The sequence below is a fragment of the Pseudomonas putida genome (assembly GCF_028682395.1).
GTDB classification, from domain to species: domain Bacteria; phylum Pseudomonadota; class Gammaproteobacteria; order Pseudomonadales; family Pseudomonadaceae; genus Aquipseudomonas; species Aquipseudomonas putida_AB.
The window spans coordinates 21,425-40,617 of record NZ_JANHLC010000005.1 but is presented as its reverse complement, the minus strand read 5'-3'; the positions used below and the strand labels follow the sequence as shown (position 1 = coordinate 40,617).

The window sequence follows — 19,193 nt, the reverse complement described above, 5'->3', positions numbered from 1 at the left end:
AGGGGGCTGTAATGGCGGGTGTGATGGATGCAGTGAACCAGCGCACGCAGCTGGTGGGGCAGAACCGTCTCGAACTGTTGTTGTTCCGGCTTGACGGCCAGCAACTGTACGGGATCAACGTGTTCAAGGTGAGGGAGGTGCTGCAGTGCCCGAAACTGACCTTGTTGCCCAAGTCCAATCCGGTCGTATGCGGCGTCGCGAATATTCGTGGCGCGACGATCCCGATCCTGGACCTGGCAATGGCCACCGGTTCCGGCGCCTTGAAGGACCAGAGCAATCCTTTCGTGATCATCACGGAGTACAACACCAAGACCCAGGGGTTCCTGGTGAAGTCGGTCGAGCGCATCGTCAACATGAACTGGGAGGAGATCCATCCGCCGCCCAAGGGCACCGGGCGCGATCACTACCTGACTGCGGTGACCCGGGTCGATAACCAACTGGTCGAGATCATCGATGTCGAGAAGGTGTTGGCCGAGGTCGCCCCGGTGCCGGAGTCGATCTCGCTGGGCGTGGTTGATGCCGAAACACAGACCAAGGCGTTATCCCTGCGTGTGCTGACCGTCGACGACTCGTCGGTAGCGCGCAAGCAGGTCTCGCGTTGCCTGCAGACCGTCGGGGTCGAGGTCGTGGCGCTGAACGATGGCCGCCAGGCGCTGGAATACCTGCGCAAGATGGTCGAAGAAGGCAAGAAGCCCGAAGAAGAATTTCTGATGATGATTTCCGACATTGAAATGCCGGAAATGGACGGCTACACCTTGACTGCCGAGATTCGTAACGATCCGCGCATGCAAAAGCTGCATATCATCCTGCATACTTCCTTGTCGGGAGTCTTCAACCAGGCAATGGTCAAGAAGGTCGGGGCCGATGATTTTCTGGCCAAGTTCCGTCCCGATGACCTGGCAGCCCGAGTGGTTGACCGGATCAAGGCCGCAGATAACAGCTAGGGACATCCCCTGGCGTTGAACACGATTGACGATTAAAAGAGGCGGTATCTTTGTCTACAGGTAATTTGGATTTCGAACAGTTCCGGGTCTTCCTGGAAAAGGCCTGTGGCATTTTGCTCGGTGAAAACAAGCAGTACCTGGTCTCCAGCCGCCTCAACAAGCTGATGGAGCAGCAGGGCATCAAGTCGCTGGGCGAACTGGTCCAGCGTATCCAGAGCCAGCCGCGCAGTGGTCTGCGAGAGCAGGTGGTCGATGCCATGACGACCAACGAGACGCTCTGGTTTCGCGATACCTATCCCTTCGAGGTCCTGAAGAACAAGGTGCTGCCGGAGCAGATCAAGGCCAATCCCGGGCAGCGTTTGCGGATCTGGTCGGCGGCCTGTTCGTCCGGGCAGGAGCCTTACTCGCTGTCCATGACGATCGATGAGTTTGAGCGTAGCAACCTGGGCCAGTTGAAAATGGGCGTGCAGATTGTAGCCACCGACCTGTCGAGCCTGATGCTGACCAACTGCAAAAGCGGTGAGTACGACAGCCTGGCCATTGGCCGGGGGCTTTCCCAGGAGCGTTTGCAGCGCTACTTCGATCCGAAGGGACCGGGGCGTTGGGTGGTCAAGCCGGCGATCAGAAGCCGGGTCGAGTTCCGCTCTTTCAACCTGCTCGACAGCTACGCGAGCTTGGGCAAGTTTGACATCGTGTTTTGCCGCAACGTGTTGATCTACTTCTCGGCGGAAGTGAAGAAAGACATCCTGTTGCGCATTCATAGCACGCTGAAGCCAGGAGGCTATCTGTTCCTCGGTGCTTCCGAGGCCTTGAACGGTCTACCGGATCACTACCAGATGGTGCAATGCAGCCCGGGGATTATCTACCAGGCCAAGTAAGCCAATAGCGGTATCAAAAAACGGGAGCCTTTCGAGGCTCCCGTTTTTTTTGCCTGCCCGTTTGCTGGCTAGGAGGCATGAGGGCGGCAGTCGCTTTGCCGCTTTGCTGGCGCGCGGCGGTAAGCGCTTGCCGCTTTTTTGGCATTGCCGCTATGCCGCCTGGTCTGCAGCCCTTGTTTTACTGGGTGTTTCAAAGTTGGCATGGGCTTTGCTCTCATCTGGTTACAAAGAACCCGGCCAATCAGGTTTCCAGATATGAGCATCAGCTTCGACAAAGCGCTCGGCATCCACGAACAGGCTCTGAGCTTTCGCGCCCAGCGTGCCGAAGTGTTAGCCAACAACATCGCCAACGCCGATACCCCGAACTACAAGGCTCGGGATCTGGATTTTTCCGCCGTGCTCGCTGCACAGCAGGAGAAAACCAAGAGCGGCCCGTTCGCCATGAACGTGACCAACCAGCGACATATTGATGGCGAAGGCCTGGGCGATGCCGGTGACGGCTCGCTGCTGTATCGCACGCCGATGCAGCCATCCATCGACCAGAACACCGTGGACGCACAGTTGGAGCAATCGAACTACGCGCAAAACTCGGTCAACTTCCAGGCCAGTTTCACGTTGCTCAACAGCAAATTCAAAGGGCTGGTTTCAGCCCTGCGTGGAGAGTAATTCATGTCCCTCGCCAGTGTTTTCAATATTGCCGGTAGTGGCATGAGTGCCCAGACCACTCGCCTGAATACCGTCGCCAGCAACATCGCCAACGCCGAGACCGTGTCGTCGAGCCTCGACCAGACCTATCGTGCCCGCCACCCAGTGTTCGCCACCATGTTCCAGGGCGCGCAGAGCGGCGGCAGCGAGTCGCTGTTCCAGAACCAGGATGCGGCCGGGCAGGGCGTTCAGGTACTGGGTGTGGTGGAAGACCAGAGCAATCTGGAAGCGCGCTACGAACCCAATCATCCGGCCGCCGACGCCAAGGGCTATGTGTTCTACCCGAACGTCAACGTGGTCGAGGAAATGGCCGACATGATTTCCGCCAGCCGTTCGTTCCAGACCAACGCGGAAATGATGAACACCGCCAAGACCATGATGCAGAAGGTCCTGACCCTGGGTCAGTGATAAGGAGCGAGTTCCATGAGTGTTTCCGACTCCACCAGTGGCGTAAACCTTAACGATGTGTTGACCAACTCGTCGAAGAAGGTCGTGACCACCAACGACGGCGTAGCCTCGGCGACCAGTGCGGTCGCTGGCAAGAATGCGCTGGGTAAGGATGCGTTCCTGCAGTTGCTGGTCACGCAGATGAAAAACCAGAACCCGCTGGATCCCCAGGACAACAGTGAGTTCGTCGCCCAACTGGCGCAGTTCAGTAGCCTGGAAGGCATTACCACCCTGAACGACTCGGTAACGGCCATTGCCGGCAGCTACAAGTCGTCCCAGGCGTTGCAGGCGTCTTCCCTGGTAGGGCGTTCGGTGATTGCCCAGACCGACAAGGCGGTGGTCGATACCACCAAGAGTTTCACAGGCACCGTGGCTGTCCCGGGTTCGATCACCGGCGGCACCGTCACGGTCAAGAATGCGGACGGCGATGTGGTCAAGACCATCGAGCTGGGTCCGCAGAGCGCCGGCAATGCCACCTTCGTCTGGGACGGCAAGAAGACCGACGGCACGGCGGCCGATCCAGGCACTTACACCTTTACCGCCAGCACCACCATCGACAGCAAAGCGGTGTCGCTGGTCACTTATCTGCCGGCCACGGTTAACAGCGTCACGCTTAGCCAGACTGGCGGCGAAATGATGCTCAACCTGGCAGGCCTGGGCAGCATCGCCCTGTCCAAAGTTCAGACTATTGGTCTTTAGAGCCGACTAATCCGGCATTAGGAGTGGAATATGTCTTTCAATATCGGCCTTAGCGGTCTCTATGCGGCCAACAAGCAACTCGACGTGACCGGCAACAACATCGCCAACGTCGCCACCACCGGTTTCAAATCGTCGCGCGCCGAGTTCGCTGATGTCTACTCGGCCACCAAGCTGGGTTCGGGTAGCAAGACCATCGGCAACGGTGTGCGCCTGGCCAACGTTTCCCAGCAGTTTGGCCAGGGCGATGTGAACAACACCGGCAACGTGCTGGACATGGGGATCCAGGGGCAGGGCTTCTTCGTATTGAGCGACAACGGTTCGCTGACCTACACCCGGGCCGGTACATTCAAGACCGATAAAGAAGGCTATATCACCAACAGTGATGGCACCATGCGTCTGCAGGGCTATGGCGTGGATGCCGATGGCAAGATCATCAACGGCACCCTGACCAACCTGCGGATCGATACCTCGAACCTGCAGCCCAAGCCGACCGGCTTGGTGGACTCGACCCTGAACTTCAACTCGAACTCCGACAAGATCACGGTCGAGTTCGATCCGACCAAGGTCGAAACCTATACCAAGAAGTTCACCACACCGATCTATGACACCCAGGGCAACGAACACCAGATGGACCAGTACATGGTCAAGACGGATGACAACACCTGGAAGGTGTACACCCTGGTCGATGGCCGCGATCAGGATGGTGCGCTCGTGACCAATGCCGCCGGTGGCAACCCGGCCGTTGCCACGACCATCAAGTTCGACTCGTCGGGCAAACTGGCATCGATCGATCCTCCTGCCGGTTCGGTAGCGGGCGACCCGATCTTCGTCAATGGCAATTCGATCACGATGACGGGCTGGAAGTCGGGCACCATCGACGCAGCGGGCGTCTGGACCTCCAACGGGGCTGCGTTCAAGACGGGCGGCCTGTCCGTCGATATGAGCAAGATCACCCAGTTCAACGCCGACACCGCACGGACCTCGTTGAGCCAGGATGGCTACTCTACCGGTCAGATCACCAACCTGACCATCGATGGCACCGGCACCCTGTTTGCTAACTTCAGCAACCAGCAGAGCAAAGCCATCGGCCAGATCGCGCTGGCCAGCTTTACCAACGAACAGGGTCTGCAGCCGGTCGGCGGCACGGGCTGGAAAGAAACCTTTTCTTCGGGCACCGCAGGCTTTGACGCACCGAAGACCGGGACCCTGGGGTCGGTAGTGTCCAACTCCCTGGAAGAGTCCAACGTCAACCTGACCAGTGAGCTGGTGGACCTGATCAAGGCCCAGAGCAACTACCAGGCGAACGCCAAGACCATCTCCACCCAGAGCACCATCATGCAGACCATCATCCAGATGACCTGATGACGCTGGGCCGTACTGCCGTTCCCCGAAGCCCCGCCTAGTGCGGGGCTTTTTTGTGGGGTGTCTGCAGGCGGTCGGTCGCGGCGATCCGAGCCTGCGTGCCGACGGGGTTACCGTCTGCCAGCGTACCCGCTGCGCCTGGCCCGTGGTGTTCGGAGCGCCTGGTCTTGTGCCGTTCCTAGGCAAGCGGTCGAGCATTGCGTATCGCACATCCAAGTCGTCGAGTAGGCTGGTTTGGCCAGGGCTGAACGATGCAGGGCGCTTGGCGAAGCGGTGCCGCTTTAGCCGAGCGCTCTCGTGAAAGAGCTGCTGGTTGCGTTTTTTGGGGTACGGCACTCCTTTATCAAGAACGTCGACATTATTCTGAAACAACCGTGCAGCGAGGCTGCGCGGTTGTTCGATGTCGAGCGGGTTTCGAGAAATATTAGGATTCATGGCGATAACTTTGCCCGATCCTCTGTTCGGCGTAAGTAGGTCATGTCTCTTATTGAATTAAGATTTGTCTGTCAGACCTAGGGCGCTGCCAGGGACGGTCGCCCCCAAGTGCCTGGGGTTGCTCAGCATGCCGCTCCATTTGGTCACCCTGCCGACTATTCGGCCAGGCGCATCTCCCTGGGTGCAGACGACCTGCCACCCGGCAAACGCCGAGTCCGTCGACGGTTACCACGCGATTTGGCAAAGAGAGCAGCGCAATTCCATCGGCTCACTGGCCAGCCAGATCGCGTTGATACGGCTCACGGCGTCAGCTCGCGTACAAACCGGGCGCACTCCTTGAAATCGGAGGGCCATCTTTTCACCGTTATGGTTTGCTCTCCCAATGGCCGCTTGATGAACGCCGATGACCCCCGCCTGCCCTTTCGGGGCGACGTTTACCGGAACAATTGCCGGCAGCGGTGTGGGTGATTGATCTTGGTACAGCGCTCGCCACTTCCCAATCACTTTTTGGCATTGAGGCCGTGACTGATGGCAACGCTGGAGATGGATGCGCTGGGCTGCAGGCACTCATGGACAACCTGGGCTTTGAACGACTTGGGATAAGAGCTTTGATGGCGCTTTTAAGGGCTATCGCGACCGCTCAATAAATAGGCGGACACCATTGCCTTTCATTTAGGTATGCGGTGAGCGAGTTTGTTATTCGCTTACTTTTTAGGTGCGCGAAACATTTTTAATCAAGTCGGCAAGCTGGAGCGGCAATCTTGCCGCTGTAATTCAAGGCATTTCGTAAAGGCCTCGGGAGACGGTTATCGCTTGCCGCATCTCGCGGCTTAAAGGCTCGGCATTAATTCAAGTCATTGAATTTATTGAGTTTTATTTTTTGGCACGATGATTGCCATTGCTCATGTACGAAAAATCGATCAGTCAGGTCTCTCGACATGAGTATCACTTTTGCCAACGCGCTCGGCATCCATGAGCAAGCGTTGAGTTTTCGCGCCGAGCGCGCCGAAGTTATCGCCAACAATATCGCCAACGCCGATACCCCGAACTACAAGGCTCGGGACCTGGATTTCTCTGCCGCGCTTGCCGCACAGCAGGAGAAGACCAAGAGCGGTCCGTTCGCCCTGCACGTGACGAGCCAGCGGCACATCGCAGGCGAAGGCCTGGGCGATGCCGGTGACGGTTCGCTGCTGTATCGCACACCGATGCAGCCATCCATCGACCAGAACACCGTGGACGCACAGTTGGAGCAATCGAACTACGCGCAAAACTCGGTCAACTTCCAGGCCAGTTTCACGCTGCTCAACAGTAAATTCAAAGGGCTGGTTTCAGCCCTGCGCGGAGAGTAATTCATGTCTCTGGCCAGTGTTTTCAATATCGCCGGTAGCGCCATGAGCGCCCAGACCACGCGCCTGAACACCGTTGCGAGCAATATCGCCAACGCCGAAACCGTGTCGTCGAGCCTCGACCAGACCTATCGTGCCCGCCACCCCGTGTTCGCCACCATGTTCCAGGGCGCGCAGAGCGGCGACAGCCAGTCGCTGTTCCAGAGTCAGGATGCGGCTGGGCAGGGCGTCCAGGTACTGGGTGTGGTGGAGGACCAGAGCAATCTGGAAGCGCGCTACGAGCCCAACCATCCCGCCGCCGACGCCAAGGGCTATGTGTTTTACCCGAACGTCAACGTGGTCGAGGAGATGGCCAACATGATTTCCGCGAGCCGCTCGTTCCAGACCAACGCGGAAATGATGAACACCGCCAAGACCATGATGCAGAAGGTCCTGACCCTGGGTCAGTGATAAGGAGCGAGTTCCATGAGTGTTTCCGACTCCACCAGTGGCGTGAACCTTAAGGATGTGTTGTCCGGTTCATCGAGGAAAGTTGTCACCACCAACGACGGCGTGGCCACGGCGACCCGCAACGTCACCGGCTCATCAAGCAAGAACGCCTTGGGTAAGGATGCGTTCCTGCAGTTGTTGGTCACGCAGATGAAAAACCAGAACCCGCTGGACCCCCAGGACAACAGCGAGTTTGTCGCCCAATTGGCGCAATTCAGCAGCCTGGAAGGTATTCAGACCCTGAACAGCTCGGTCAATGCGATTGCCGGCAGCTACAAGTCGTCCCAGGCGTTGCAGGCGTCTTCCCTGGTGGGGCGCTCGGTGATTGCCCAGACCGACAAGGCGGTGGTCGATACCACCAAGAGTTTCACTGGCACCGTGGCGGTCCCCGGGTCGATCACCGGCGGCACGGTGACGATCAAGGACAAGGACGGCCATGTGGTCAAGACCCTCGAGTTGGCGCCGCAGAGTGCCGGTAAAGCCACGTTTGTCTGGGACGGCAAGAAGACCGACGGCACGGCGGCCGATCCAGGCACTTACACCTTTACCGCCAGCACCACCCTCGACAACAAAACCGTGTCGCTGGTCACGTACCTGCCGGCCACGGTCAACAGCGTCACGCTCAGTCAGACCGGCGGCGAGATGTTACTCAACCTGGCGGGCCTGGGCAGCATCGCCTTGTCCAAAGTTCAGACGATTGGCTTATAGCGCCGGCGACACGGCACAGAGGAATAACGCATGTCTTTCAATATTGGCCTGAGTGGTCTTTTCGCGGCCAGCAAGCAACTTGATATCACGGGTAACAACATCGCCAACGTTGCGACCCATGGCTTTAAATCGTCGCGCGCCGAGTTCGCCGACGTCTACTCGGCCAGCAAGCTGGGGTCGGGCAGCAATAACGTTGGTAATGGCGTACGCCTGGCCAATGTTTCCCAGCAGTTTGTCCAGGGCGACGTGAACAATACCGGCAATGTGCTGGACATGGGCATCCAGGGCCAGGGCTTTTTTGTGCTGAGTGACAACGGCTCGTTGACCTATTCCCGTTCCGGCGCCTTCAATGCCGACAAGGACGGTTATGTCACCAACGTTGATGGCACGCTGCGGTTGCAAGGTTATGGCGTGGATGCCGATGGCAAGGTTATTAATGGCGCGCTGACCGATTTGCGCATCGACACCTCCAATTTGCAGCCCAAGGCGACCGGGGTGGTGGATTCGACCTTTAATTTCGACTCGAGCGCCAAGGTGATTGGGACAAACCTAGATTTTGACCCGGCTGATAAAAATACCTTTACCAAACAGTTCACTACGCCGATTTTCGACACCCAGGGCAACGAGCACCGGATGGATCAGTACATGGTCAAGGCAGGGGACAACAGTTGGCTTGTCTACACCCTGATTGATGGCCGTAATCCTGATGGCAGTAAACTTTCCACGGATATCACCGACCCGGGGTGGCAGGATCCTGTGATCATGGAGTTCGACTCATCGGGCAAGTTGGCCTCCGTGACTGCTCCTTTGAACCAGCCGGGCGACGCTGTGACCGTTACGGGGACAACCATCACCGTATCTGGTTGGGTTCCGGGATCCGAGGATAAAGCGGGAGTCTGGACAGCCAATGGTGCGGCCGCCAACGCGGGGGGCGTTGCCATTAATATGGGGCACACCACCCAGTTCAAAGCCGACACCGCGCGGACTTCGCTGAGCCAGGATGGCTATTCCACCGGACAGATCACCAACCTGACCATCGATGGCAGCGGCACGATGTTCGCGAACTTCAGCAACCAGCAAAGCAAGGCCATTGGCCAGGTTGCCCTGGCCAGCTTTAGCAATGAACAGGGCTTGCAGCCGGTCGGTGGTTCGGCCTGGAAAGAGACCTTCAGTTCCGGCGTCCCGGCTTATGACGCACCGAAAACCGGGACCTTGGGTTCGTTGGTGTCCGGCGCCCTGGAAGAGTCCAACGTCAATCTGACCAGCGAGCTGGTGAACCTGATCAAGGCCCAGAGCAACTACCAGGCCAACGCCAAGACCATTTCCACCCAGAGCACCATCATGCAAACCATCATCCAGATGACCTGATATCGGCGAGTGATCGTGCAGTCCCCCAAAGCCCCCGTCAGGGGGCTTTTTCATGCCGCCAATAGCGCCTTGATGTCACAGGCTTCGCCCGTGTGCACGGCGCTGATCCACCTGAAACAACGTATCCAGCAGCTATACGAACACTACGTGCCCGAATGACAGGCAAAAGAAAACCCCCGGCAGGCCCTGGTGTTTCCAGGCACTGGCGGGGGTTTTGAACAAGGCCGGTTAGAAACCGGCCTTGTTCGCTCGGCTTATTGGCAAGCTTCGCAATCCGGCTCGTCAATCGCGCAGGCTTTTGGCACTGGCGCCGGACCGGCCGGAGCGGCCAGTACCGAATCATCACCGTGGTTGCCGCCGCTCGACACCGCATTCAATTTGCCGGTGTTGATGGTCGACTTCTCGGTGCTGGTCGCCGCCAGGGCACGGAGGTAGTAAGTGGTTTTCAGGCCACGGTACCAGGCCATGCGGTAGGTGACGTCGAGCTTCTTGCCCGAAGCGCCGGCGATGTACAGGTTCAGCGACTGCGCCTGGTCGATCCACTTCTGGCGACGGCTGGCGGCATCGACGATCCACTTGGTTTCCACTTCGAAGGCCGTCGCGTAGAGCTCCTTGAGCTCCTGCGGGATGCGCTCGATCTGCTGCACGGAACCGTCGTAGTACTTCAGGTCATTGATCATGACCGAGTCCCACAGGCCACGAGCCTTGAGGTCGCGAACCAGGTACGGGTTGATCACGGTGAATTCGCCCGACAGGTTCGATTTCACATAGAGGTTCTGGTAGGTCGGTTCGATCGACTGGGATACGCCGGTGATGTTGGCGATGGTCGCGGTCGGTGCGATGGCCATGATGTTGGAGTTACGAATGCCTTTCTGCACGCGGGCACGTACTGGCGCCCAGTCCAGGGATTCGTTCAGGTCAACGTCGATGTACTTCTGGCCACGGGCTTCGATCAGGATCTGTTGCGAATCCAGCGGCAGAATGCCCTTGGACCACAGCGAACCCTGGAAGGTCTCGTAGGCGCCGCGCTCGTCGGCCAGGTCGCAGGAAGCCTGGATCGCGTAGTAGCTGACCGCTTCCATGGACTTGTCGGCGAACTCGACGGCCGCGTCGGAACCGTAAGGGATGTGCTGCAGGTACAGCGCGTCTTGGAAGCCCATGATGCCCAGGCCGACCGGACGGTGCTTGAAGTTGGAGTTCTGCGCCTGTGGCACCGAGTAGTAGTTGATGTCGATGACGTTATCGAGCATGCGCACGGCGGTGTTGACGGTACGCTCCAGCTTCGCGGTGTCCAGCTTGCCGTCGACGATGTGGTTCGGCAGGTTGATCGAGCCCAGGTTGCAGACCGCGATCTCGTCCTTGTTGGTGTTCAGGGTAATCTCGGTGCACAGGTTCGAGCTGTGGACCACGCCCACGTGTTGCTGCGGGCTGCGCAGGTTGCACGGGTCCTTGAAGGTCAGCCATGGGTGGCCGGTTTCGAACAGCATCGAGAGCATCTTGCGCCACAGATCCTTGGCCTGGATGGTCTTGAACAGCTTGATCTTGCCGTACTGGGTCAGGGCTTCGTAGTACTCGTAGCGCTCTTCGAAGGCCTTGCCGGTCAGGTCGTGCAGGTCCGGCACTTCGGAAGGCGAGAACAGGGTCCACGGGCCGTCATCGAAGACGCGCTTCATGAACAGGTCGGGGATCCAGTTGGCGGTGTTCATGTCGTGGGTACGACGGCGATCATCACCGGTGTTCTTGCGCAGCTCGATGAACTCTTCAATGTCCATGTGCCAGGTTTCCAGGTAGGCGCAGACAGCGCCTTTGCGCTTGCCACCCTGGTTCACGGCCACGGCCGTGTCGTTGACGACCTTGAGGAACGGTACAACGCCCTGGGATTTGCCGTTGGTGCCCTTGATGTAGGAGCCCAGTGCGCGCACCGGGGTCCAGTCGTTGCCCAGGCCGCCGGCAAACTTGGACAACATGGCGTTGTCGTGGATCGCGTGGTAGATGCCCGACAGGTCGTCCGGCACGGTGGTCAGGTAGCAGCTCGACAGTTGCGGGCGCAGGGTGCCGGCGTTGAACAGGGTCGGTGTCGAGGACATGTAGTCGAAGGACGACAGCAGGTTGTAGAACTCGATGGCGCGGTCTTCTTTCTGCTTCTCTTCGATGGCCAGGCCCATGGCCACGCGCATGAAGAAGACTTGCGGCAGTTCGAAGCGGATGCCGTCCTTGTGGATGAAGTAGCGGTCGTACAGGGTCTGCAGGCCCAGGTACGTGAACTGCTGGTCACGCTCGTGGTTGATGGCCTTGCCGAGTTTTTCCAGGTCGAAGCTGGCCAGGATCGGGTTCAGCAGTTCGAACTCGATACCTTTTGCGATGTAGGCGGGCAGCGCCTTGGCGTACAGCTCGGCCATCTCGTGGTGGGTCGCGCTTTCGGCGACGTTGAGGAAGCTCAGGCCTTCGGCGCGCAGGGTGTCCATCAGCAGGCGGGCGGTCACGAAGGAGTAGTTCGGCTCGCGCTCGACCAGGGTCCGCGCGGTCATGACCAGGGCGGTGTTGACGTCCTTGAGGGCCACGCCGTCGTAGAGGTTCTTCAGGGTTTCGCGCTGGATCAGGTCGCCGTCGACTTCTTCCAGGCCTTCGCAGGCCTCGGTGACGATGGTGTTCAGGCGGCCCATGTCGAGGGCGGCCAGGCTGCCGTCGGCGCGGGTGATGCGGATCGAAGGGTGGGCCTGTACCGGGGCTTCGCCGCCGGAACGGGTGGCACGTTCCTTGGCGCGCGAATCGCGGTAGATCACGTAGTCACGGGCGACTTTCTGTTCGCCGGCGCGCATCAGGGCCAGTTCGACCTGGTCCTGGATTTCTTCGATGTGGATAGTGCCGCCCGATGGCATGCGGCGCTTGAAGGTGGCGGTGACCTGTTCGGTCAAGCGGGCAACGGTGTCGTGGATACGCGACGAGGCAGCGGCAGTGCCGCCTTCAACTGCGAGGAAGGCCTTGGTGATGGCGACGGTGATTTTGTCATCGGTGTAAGCAACGACAGTGCCGTTACGCTTGATCACGCGCAATTGACCTGGTGCGGTGGCGGCCAGATCCAGGTTCGAATCGGCGGCCTGCGGCATTGAGCCCTGCGGGTTCTCGCGAGTTGTGTCGGTTTGCATGGGTGTCTCCACGTTCTCTATGTTTGTTTGGGCACCGTGAAGGTGCCCACCGTTCCGTCCTGAAGCACTACAACCGGCCAGGGCCGGGCATAACAACTTCGGGACAGGAGGAAGGGGGGCTGTTGGCGCCGCTTCCATGCCGAAGTTAATGATCCGTGGCCAAGGCCCCGGATCGAATTCCTGTGGGATGCCAGCATTTGTGCTGCAACACCCGTACCGCTTTCCCGGTGAACGGGGGAAAACGGCTGCCATCCGCACGAGCGGTTTGGGCTGGTAAAAATGCCTTTAGTTCAACCCGGATACAGGCGAAAAGCGCTTGGTTTTCGGCGCTGTTTATGTTTGGGTTTTTTGGACTGAAACCCCATATCTAGGGTTTTTTTGTCGGCGGGCTACAAGATAATGCGTTTTTGGGGCTGATTGCAACGTACTACCTGTGGATAAAGCTGTGCGTAATTTGTGTATGAAAGCCGGAACTAGCGTGTAGCCCGCATCCGGGCTGGAGCTAACCGCTGGTCACTGAATTTCATCGCCTTAAAGCGCTATCGGCGGATTTTTGCGGGCGCGAACCCTATCACAAAAAAACCTATTCACCGAACCGATTTGCAGGTTGTGTGCTACCGCGAAGTCATTGCTAGAATCCCACGCCCGATACGCTGTGTTATCCGCCTTCTATATGACAAAAACACCGGCGGACCCACCCCCCATAGCGATCTTTGACCGACAGAGGTGACCGTGGAGCAAGAAGCCTGGCAGGTATTGATTGTCGAGGACGACCAGCGTCTGGCCGAACTGACCCGTGACTACCTGCAAAGCAATGGCCTGCGTGTCGCCATCGAAGGTGATGGTGCGCTGGCCGCGGCCCGGATTATCGCGGAGCAGCCGGACCTGGTGATCCTCGACCTGATGCTGCCCGGCGAGGATGGGCTGAGCATTTGCCGCAAGGTTCGCGACCGGTATGACGGGCCGATCCTGATGCTCACGGCGCGCACCGACGACACCGACCAGATCATGGGCCTGGACATGGGCGCCGACGACTACGTTTGCAAACCTGTGCGGCCCCGCCTGCTGCTGGCGCGGATCCAGGCCCTGCTGCGCCGCAGCGATGTCCCCCAGGACAACCCCCAGCCGCTGCGCCGCCTGCAATTCGGCCCGCTGCGCATCGACAATGCGCTGCGCGAAGCCTGGTTGCAGGACAAGGGCATCGAGCTGACCAGCGCCGAGTTCGACCTGCTGTGGCTGCTGGTGGCCAATGCCGGGCGCATCCTGTCGCGTGAGGAGATCTTCACGGCGTTGCGCGGCATCGGCTATGACGGCCAGGACCGCTCCATCGATGTGCGAATTTCGCGGATACGCCCCAAAATCGGCGACGATCCCGAGCATCCGCGCTTGATCAAGACCATCCGCAGCAAGGGTTACTTGTTCGTTCCCGAAGCCGCTGCCGATCTCGCGCCGTGAACGCGATCTTTCTGCGGATCTACGGCGGCATGTGCGCCGCACTGATCCTGGTGGCGCTGCTCAGCGTCCTGGCGCTGCACCTGCTCAATCAGGTGCGCAGCGACCAGTACCGCGAGCGGCTGGCCCATGGCACCTTCGCCTTGATGGGCGACAACCTGCAACCGATGAGCGCCATCGAGCGCCGCCGTGCCCTGGCCGTGTGGGAGCGGCTATTGGGCATCCCCCTGACCCTGCAAACCTATGCCCAGGCAGGTCTTGATCTGGGCCAGCGCACCCGGGTGCAGCACGGCCAGGTGCTGGTAGAGCAGACCGGCCCCCATGCCGCGCGGGTCTATCGGCTGGTCAGTGACAAAGAACAGCTGTTGCTGACCGGCGAAGTGCAACAGATCAGCGAGCAGTTGGCCCGCGCCACTATCTATCTGTTGGCGGATGAGCTGGTGCGCTACCCGGTCGCCGAGCAGCCGGCCCGTCTGGCGGCGCTCAAGGAGTCCAAGGGCTTTGGCTTCGATATGCAGCTGCTGGCCCTGGATCAGGCGGATATGGACGAAGACCAGCGGCGCCGGGTTGCGGAAGGCGATACGGTGATGGCGCTGGGCAAGGGCGGCGATTCGATCCGGGTGTTCGCTGGTATGGTCGGCACGCCCTGGGTCCTGGAAATCGGCCCGCTGTATCAGATGAACCCCTATCCGCCTGAACTGCTGATCCTGATCGCGGTGTTGGGCCTGTGCCTGATCGGCCTGATCGTCTATCTGCTGGTGCGCCAGCTGGAGCGGCGGTTGTCGGGGTTGGAGTCGGCGGCGACCCGCATCGCCAAGGGCAGCCTGGAAACCCGGGTGCCGGCCGGCGGCGCCGATTCGGTCGGGCGCCTGGCCAGCGCCTTCAACGATATGGCCGAGCACCTGCAACGCCTGCTGGCGATCCAGCGTGAGCTGGTGCGGGCGGTGTCCCATGAGTTGAGAACCCCGGTGGCACGCCTGCGTTTCGGGCTGGAGATGATTGGCGATGCCAGCACCGACCAGGCGCGGCAAAAATACCTAGAAGGCATGGACAGCGATATTCAGGACCTGGACCGGCTGGTCGATGAAATGCTCACCTACGCGCGGTTGGAGCAGGGCTCGCCGGCCCTGAATTTCCAGCGTATCGATCTCGATGCGTTGGTCGACCAGGTGATCGGCGAGCTGGCGCCGTTGCGGCCGGCGATCCGGGTCGAGCGCGGGCTGTGCCTGTCGGCGGCCGACTGCGACGACGCCTGGGTCGAGGCCGAGCCCCGCTACCTGCACCGGGCCCTGCAGAACCTGTTGAGCAATGCGATGCGCCACGCCGAGGGGCGGGTGACCATCAGCTATCAGGTCGGGCAACTGCGTTGCCGGGTCGATGTCGAGGACGATGGTCCCGGCGTGCCGGAGAGTGCCTGGGAGCGAATCTTCACGCCCTTCCTGCGCCTGGATGACAGTCGGACCCGGGCTTCGGGCGGGCATGGCCTGGGGTTGTCGATTGTACGGCGGATCATTCACTGGCATGGCGGCCGGGCGCTGATCGACAAGAGCCGCAGCCTGGGCGGCGCCTGTTTCAGCTTGAGTTGGCCGCGCCACCAGGAGAAGTGAGGGCCTCAGGCGCTGATGGCGATCAGGCTCAACAATTGTTCGTCCTGCACGCAGAACTGCGCTTGCAGCTCGCAGCCCGCATGCCATTCGCTCGACAGATCGATCAGCAGACGCAGGCGCGCCCGGCCGTCGACGGACCATTCCAGCAGCTCGGCGTGCTCGAAGTAGAAGCGCTGGCGTACCAGGGGATACAGCGCCTTGAACAGGCTTTCCTTGGCCGAGAAGGTCAGGCTGACCAGCAGCGCCTGCTGCTCGCAGGGCGTGTCGGCCAGGCGGGTCAGTTCGGCAGGGGTCAGGATCTCGGCGGCCAGGCGCAAGGCGCGCTCGTCGCTCAGCAGGTTCTCCAGGTCCAGGCCCAGGCCGCGCCAGTGCCGGGTATGGGCCACGATGGCGGCGGCGTGGCCACGGCTGTGGGTGATCGAACCGCAGAGACCGGCGGGCCAGATGGGCGCTCGGTCCTCGCCGATGGCTGGCACGACAGCCACCCCCGTCAGGCGCTGTAAGGCGGCGCGCGCGCAGAAGCGCCCGGCGAGAAACTCGGCCTGACGCTTGGCCACCGAGCGCTGGATACTCGCGGGTGCCTCGATGGCGCAGCGCTGAAAGTCTTCGACACAATGCTGCTGCGGGTCGAAACCGGTTGTCAGCATGACCGTGTGCGCCAGTTCGACGGGCAACGGCCAGTGGTCATCCAGCGGAGTGCAGCAGGTCGGGAGTGCGGGGGGGGAGATCATGTTGAGCATTTTGCCGTGTCGGCCCGGCGCTGGGTAGGGGCGTTTGGTTCAGGCCAGGTTCAGAGAGCGTTCAGGGGCAGTTCAGGGCGTCCTGGATAAGCTGACGGCGTACCCACACAGCGCTCTGCGCATGAGGAATGAGCCTATGAATACTTTCAAGAAAATCCTGCTGGCAATCACTGTTATCGGTGCCAGTGCTGCGGTGCAGGCCGATGACAGTAACTTCGCCAGCCTGACCTATGGCCAGACCAGTGACAAAGTCAAAAAGACCAACAGCCTCGACAGCAACCTGAACAATCCCAACGCCGACGGCATTATCGGCAAGGACAACACCTGGGGTGTACGCCTTGGCCAGCAGAACAGCGCCGGGCGCTACTACGCGACTTATGACAATGTTTCCGGCACTCACAACGGCATTAAACTGCGCCAGGAAAACCTGCTGGGCAGTTACGATATGTTTGTGCCGGTGACATCCAGCACCCGGCTGTTTGGCGGCGGCACCCTGGGCCTGACCAAGCTGACCCAGGATTCTCCCGGCTATAGCCGCGACAGTGATATCGGCTACGCGGTAGGCCTGCAGGCCGGCGTACTGCAACAGGTTTCCAGCAACACTTCGGTGGAACTGGGTTACCGTTACCTGCGCAGCAATGCCAGTACCGAAATGTCGCCTGCCGGTGGCGCCAAGCAGGGAGCGCTGAGCCTGACCAGTAGCGCCCAGACTTACCTGTCGGCCAACTACGCTTTCTAGGCGCAGACGGGCTGGCGTGCCGGACCTGTCGATGGCAGGTCCGGCCTTGTCGTTATCAGGGAGCAATGCCCACGAGGCTTTGGAGAGCACTATGAAACTGCTGGTGGTGGAAGACGAGGCGCTGCTGCGTCATCACTTGCAAACCCGATTGAGCGATAGCGGTCATGTGGTCGAGTCGGTCGCCAATGCCGAGGAGGCCCTGTATCAGGTCGAACAGTACAACCATGACCTGGCGGTGATCGATCTCGGCTTGCCGGGCATGGGCGGGCTTGACCTGATTCGTCAGTTGCGCGCGCGGGACAAGACCTTCCCGATCCTGATTCTCACGGCCCGTGGCAACTGGCAGGACAAGGTCGAAGGCCTGGCCGCCGGTGCCGACGACTACGTGGTCAAGCCGTTCCAGTTCGAGGAACTGGAGGCGCGGCTCAATGCATTGTTGCGCCGTTCCAGCGGGTTTACCCAGTCGACCATTATCGCCGGGCCGTTGCTGCTGGATATCAACCGCAAGCAGGCCCTGCTCGACGAGCAGCCGCTGGGCTTGACTGCCTACGAGTACCGCATCCTCGAATACCTGATGCGCCATCACCAGCAGGTGGTGCCCAAGGATCGGTTGATGGAGCAACTCTACCCGGATGACGAGGAGCGCGATCCGAATGTGATTGAAGTGCTGGTCGGGCGCTTGCGCCGTAAACTGGAAGCGCCGGCCGGGTTCAAACCGATCGATACCGTGCGCGGGCTGGGCTACATGTTCAACGAGCGCTGCCGGTGATTCGTTCGCTACGCCTGCGTTTCATGCTCGCGGCCACCACCCTGGCCGTGCTGTTTATCATCGCGCTGCTGCCCGCCATGCAGCGCGCCTTCAGTCTGGCGTTGCAGGATTCCATCGAGCAGCGCCTGGCCTCGGATGTGACGACCCTGATCTCGGCCGCCCGGGTCGAGAACAATCAACTGCTGATGCCCGAGTTGCTGCCCGACGAACAATTCAACCTGCCCGACGGCCGCCTGCTGGGCTATATCTACAATCGCCAGGGGCAACTGGTCTGGCGTTCACGCGCGACCCAGGCGGAAAACATTAACTACAAGCCACGCTACGACGGACGCGGCAATGAGTTCGCGCGTATCCGCCAGCCCGGTGGCGAGGAGTTCTTTGTCTATGACGTCGAGGTCAAGCTGCTGGGCGGGCGCAGTGCCGCCTACAGCATTGTCGCCCTGCAACCGGTGCGCGATTACCAACTGACCCTCGCCAGCCTGCGGGAAAACCTTTACCTGGGCTTTGGCGCCGCCTTGCTGGTCCTGCTCGGGCTGCTTTGGTTGGGCTTGACCTGGGGCCTGCGGGCGCTGCGGCGCCTGAGCCAGGAGCTGGATGAGATCGAAAGTGGCTCGCGTCAGAGTCTCAGCGAACGCCACCCTCGGGAGCTGCTGCGCCTGACGGGCTCGCTCAACCGCTTGTTGCAAAGCGAGCGCGAGCAACGCAGCCGCTATCGTGACTCCCTGGATGACCTGGCCCACAGCCTGAAGACACCGCTGGCGGTGTTGCAGGGGGTGAGTGAAAGCATGGCCCAGCGCCCCGAAGACCTTGAGCAGGCGCGTATTCTCCAGGACCAGATCGAGCGGATGAACCAGCAGATCGGCTATCAACTGCAGCGCGCCAGCCTGCGCAAGAGCGGCCTGGTGCGCCATCAGGTAGAGCTGCGGCCGCTGCTGGAAAGCCTGTGCAATACCCTCGACAAGGTCTACCGCGACAAGCGCGTGCAGGTCAGTTTCGACCTGCCCGAACACGGCTATGTACCGATCGAACGCGGTGCGCTGCTGGAGTTGCTCGGCAATCTGCTGGAAAACGCCTACCGCCTGTGCCTGGGCCAGGTGCATATCAGTTTGCGCCGTGGGGTGGCGGGGATGCTGCTGTGTATCGAAGACGATGGGCCGGGTGTGCCGCCCGATCAGCGTGCCTTTATTCTGCAGCGCGGCGAGCGGCTGGATCGTCAGCATCCGGGGCAGGGGATCGGGCTGGCGGTGGTCAAGGACATTATCGAAAGCTACGACGCCCAGTTGACCCTGGATGACTCACCGCTGGGCGGGGCGGCTTTCCGGATTCATTTTCCCCAGGACTGACAGCCACCTTCGTTCC

Annotated in this window: 17 protein-coding genes and 1 pseudogene; 15 read left to right on the top strand and 3 right to left on the bottom strand. The window is 60.3% G+C overall.

The annotated features are described in order from the left end of the window. Window positions 1-11 precede the first annotated feature (11 nt). From NPS46_RS14050 to flgE (NPS46_RS14025), 6 genes are all read left to right on the top strand, one after another. Window positions 12-944, top strand: coding sequence for a chemotaxis protein CheV (locus NPS46_RS14050; protein WP_274108147.1), 933 nt, complete (start codon window positions 12-14; stop codon window positions 942-944). Window positions 945-994: 50 nt separating this feature from the next. After that, complete coding sequence (cheR, locus tag NPS46_RS14045) at window positions 995-1,822, top strand: protein-glutamate O-methyltransferase CheR (protein WP_274108145.1); 828 nt, start codon at window positions 995-997, stop codon at window positions 1,820-1,822. A gap of 255 nt (window positions 1,823-2,077) precedes the next feature. Further along, complete coding sequence (flgB, locus tag NPS46_RS14040; protein ID WP_274108143.1) at window positions 2,078-2,488, top strand: flagellar basal body rod protein FlgB; 411 nt, start codon at window positions 2,078-2,080, stop codon at window positions 2,486-2,488. Between the two features lie 3 nt (window positions 2,489-2,491). After that, window positions 2,492-2,935 (top strand): flagellar basal body rod protein FlgC, encoded by a 444-nt coding sequence (gene flgC / locus NPS46_RS14035; RefSeq protein ID WP_274108142.1) that lies wholly within the window; start codon window positions 2,492-2,494, stop codon window positions 2,933-2,935. 15 nt (window positions 2,936-2,950) lie between these two features. Next, window positions 2,951-3,673 carry a flagellar hook assembly protein FlgD gene (flgD, locus tag NPS46_RS14030; RefSeq protein ID WP_274108140.1) on the top strand — a complete coding sequence of 241 codons (723 nt, stop codon included), beginning with the start codon at window positions 2,951-2,953 and terminating at the stop codon, window positions 3,671-3,673. 30 nt (window positions 3,674-3,703) lie between these two features. Further along, window positions 3,704-5,035 carry a flagellar hook protein FlgE gene (gene flgE / locus NPS46_RS14025; RefSeq protein ID WP_274108138.1) on the top strand — a complete coding sequence of 444 codons (1,332 nt, stop codon included), beginning with the start codon at window positions 3,704-3,706 and terminating at the stop codon, window positions 5,033-5,035. A gap of 935 nt (window positions 5,036-5,970) precedes the next feature. Here the strand turns inward: flgE (NPS46_RS14025) and NPS46_RS14020 are convergent. Further along, window positions 5,971-6,072: pseudogene (locus NPS46_RS14020) on the bottom strand (transposase); the annotation flags it as partial. A 336-nt stretch (window positions 6,073-6,408) separates the two neighbouring features. On the opposite strand from NPS46_RS14020, the gene flgB (NPS46_RS14015) reads away from it, so the two are divergent. From flgB (NPS46_RS14015) to flgE (NPS46_RS14000), 4 genes are read left to right on the top strand one after another with little or no spacing between them, the layout of a single operon-like run. Continuing rightward, window positions 6,409-6,819, top strand: a complete 411-nt coding sequence (gene flgB / locus NPS46_RS14015; protein ID WP_274108136.1) for a flagellar basal body rod protein FlgB — start codon at window positions 6,409-6,411, stop codon at window positions 6,817-6,819. 3 nt (window positions 6,820-6,822) lie between these two features. Beyond that, the gene (gene flgC / locus NPS46_RS14010) at window positions 6,823-7,266 is read left to right on the top strand and encodes a flagellar basal body rod protein FlgC (RefSeq protein ID WP_274108134.1); all 444 of its coding nucleotides are present in this window, start codon (window positions 6,823-6,825) and stop codon (window positions 7,264-7,266) included. A 15-nt stretch (window positions 7,267-7,281) separates the two neighbouring features. Further along, window positions 7,282-8,013: a flagellar hook assembly protein FlgD gene (gene flgD, locus NPS46_RS14005; protein ID WP_274108132.1), complete on the top strand. Its 732-nt coding sequence runs from the start codon at window positions 7,282-7,284 to the stop codon at window positions 8,011-8,013. A 30-nt stretch (window positions 8,014-8,043) separates the two neighbouring features. Beyond that, window positions 8,044-9,381, top strand: coding sequence for a flagellar hook protein FlgE (gene flgE / locus NPS46_RS14000; protein ID WP_274108129.1), 1,338 nt, complete (start codon window positions 8,044-8,046; stop codon window positions 9,379-9,381). A gap of 254 nt (window positions 9,382-9,635) precedes the next feature. Here flgE (NPS46_RS14000) and NPS46_RS13995 read toward each other — a convergent pair whose 3' ends face one another. Beyond that, window positions 9,636-12,527, bottom strand: a complete 2,892-nt coding sequence (locus tag NPS46_RS13995; RefSeq protein WP_274108127.1) for a ribonucleoside-diphosphate reductase subunit alpha — start codon at window positions 12,525-12,527, stop codon at window positions 9,636-9,638. A gap of 732 nt (window positions 12,528-13,259) precedes the next feature. On the opposite strand from NPS46_RS13995, the gene NPS46_RS13990 reads away from it, so the two are divergent. Next, window positions 13,260-13,982 carry a response regulator gene (locus NPS46_RS13990; RefSeq protein ID WP_274108125.1) on the top strand — a complete coding sequence of 241 codons (723 nt, stop codon included), beginning with the start codon at window positions 13,260-13,262 and terminating at the stop codon, window positions 13,980-13,982. Then, window positions 13,979-15,586 (top strand): ATP-binding protein, encoded by a 1,608-nt coding sequence (locus tag NPS46_RS13985; protein WP_274108123.1) that lies wholly within the window; start codon window positions 13,979-13,981, stop codon window positions 15,584-15,586. Before NPS46_RS13990 ends, NPS46_RS13985 begins: the two co-directional genes overlap by 4 nt. Before the next feature lie 5 nt (window positions 15,587-15,591). On the opposite strand, the gene NPS46_RS13980 is transcribed toward NPS46_RS13985, so the two are convergent. Further along, entirely contained in the window at window positions 15,592-16,317 is a 726-nt protein-coding gene (locus tag NPS46_RS13980) for a 4'-phosphopantetheinyl transferase family protein (protein WP_274108121.1), read from the bottom strand. Window positions 16,318-16,462: 145 nt separating this feature from the next. Between NPS46_RS13980 and NPS46_RS13975 the strand changes: the two genes are divergently transcribed. The 3 genes from NPS46_RS13975 to NPS46_RS13965 all read left to right on the top strand — a co-directional run bounded on the left by NPS46_RS13975 (window position 16,463) and on the right by NPS46_RS13965 (window position 19,177). After that, window positions 16,463-17,065, top strand: coding sequence for a hypothetical protein (locus NPS46_RS13975; protein WP_274108119.1), 603 nt, complete (start codon window positions 16,463-16,465; stop codon window positions 17,063-17,065). Window positions 17,066-17,156: 91 nt separating this feature from the next. Beyond that, on the top strand, window positions 17,157-17,834 hold the full coding sequence (locus NPS46_RS13970) for a response regulator (RefSeq protein WP_274108117.1): 678 nt from the start codon (window positions 17,157-17,159) through the stop codon (window positions 17,832-17,834). Further along, window positions 17,831-19,177 (top strand): ATP-binding protein, encoded by a 1,347-nt coding sequence (locus NPS46_RS13965; protein WP_274108115.1) that lies wholly within the window; start codon window positions 17,831-17,833, stop codon window positions 19,175-19,177. The genes NPS46_RS13970 and NPS46_RS13965 overlap by 4 nt, the downstream gene beginning before the upstream one ends. Window positions 19,178-19,193 lie beyond the last annotated feature (16 nt).

Bases quoted from the DNA above. Each gene is read 5' to 3' on its own strand.
- NPS46_RS14050 (WP_274108147.1), top strand. From the start codon at position 12: ATGGCGGGTGTGATGGATGCAGTGAACCAGCGCACGCAGCTGGTGGGG.
- flgB (WP_274108143.1), top strand. From the start codon at position 2,078: ATGAGCATCAGCTTCGACAAAGCGCTCGGCATCCACGAACAGGCTCTG.
- flgC (WP_274108142.1), top strand. From the start codon at position 2,492: ATGTCCCTCGCCAGTGTTTTCAATATTGCCGGTAGTGGCATGAGTGCC.
- flgD (WP_274108140.1), top strand. From the start codon at position 2,951: ATGAGTGTTTCCGACTCCACCAGTGGCGTAAACCTTAACGATGTGTTG.
- flgE (WP_274108138.1), top strand. From the start codon at position 3,704: ATGTCTTTCAATATCGGCCTTAGCGGTCTCTATGCGGCCAACAAGCAA.
- flgB (WP_274108136.1), top strand. From the start codon at position 6,409: ATGAGTATCACTTTTGCCAACGCGCTCGGCATCCATGAGCAAGCGTTG.
- flgC (WP_274108134.1), top strand. From the start codon at position 6,823: ATGTCTCTGGCCAGTGTTTTCAATATCGCCGGTAGCGCCATGAGCGCC.
- flgD (WP_274108132.1), top strand. From the start codon at position 7,282: ATGAGTGTTTCCGACTCCACCAGTGGCGTGAACCTTAAGGATGTGTTG.
- flgE (WP_274108129.1), top strand. From the start codon at position 8,044: ATGTCTTTCAATATTGGCCTGAGTGGTCTTTTCGCGGCCAGCAAGCAA.
- NPS46_RS13995 (WP_274108127.1), bottom strand. From the start codon at position 12,527: ATGCAAACCGACACAACTCGCGAGAACCCGCAGGGCTCAATGCCGCAG.
- NPS46_RS13980 (WP_274108121.1), bottom strand. From the start codon at position 16,317: ATGATCTCCCCCCCCGCACTCCCGACCTGCTGCACTCCGCTGGATGAC.
- NPS46_RS13975 (WP_274108119.1), top strand. From the start codon at position 16,463: ATGAATACTTTCAAGAAAATCCTGCTGGCAATCACTGTTATCGGTGCC.
- NPS46_RS13970 (WP_274108117.1), top strand. From the start codon at position 17,157: ATGAAACTGCTGGTGGTGGAAGACGAGGCGCTGCTGCGTCATCACTTG.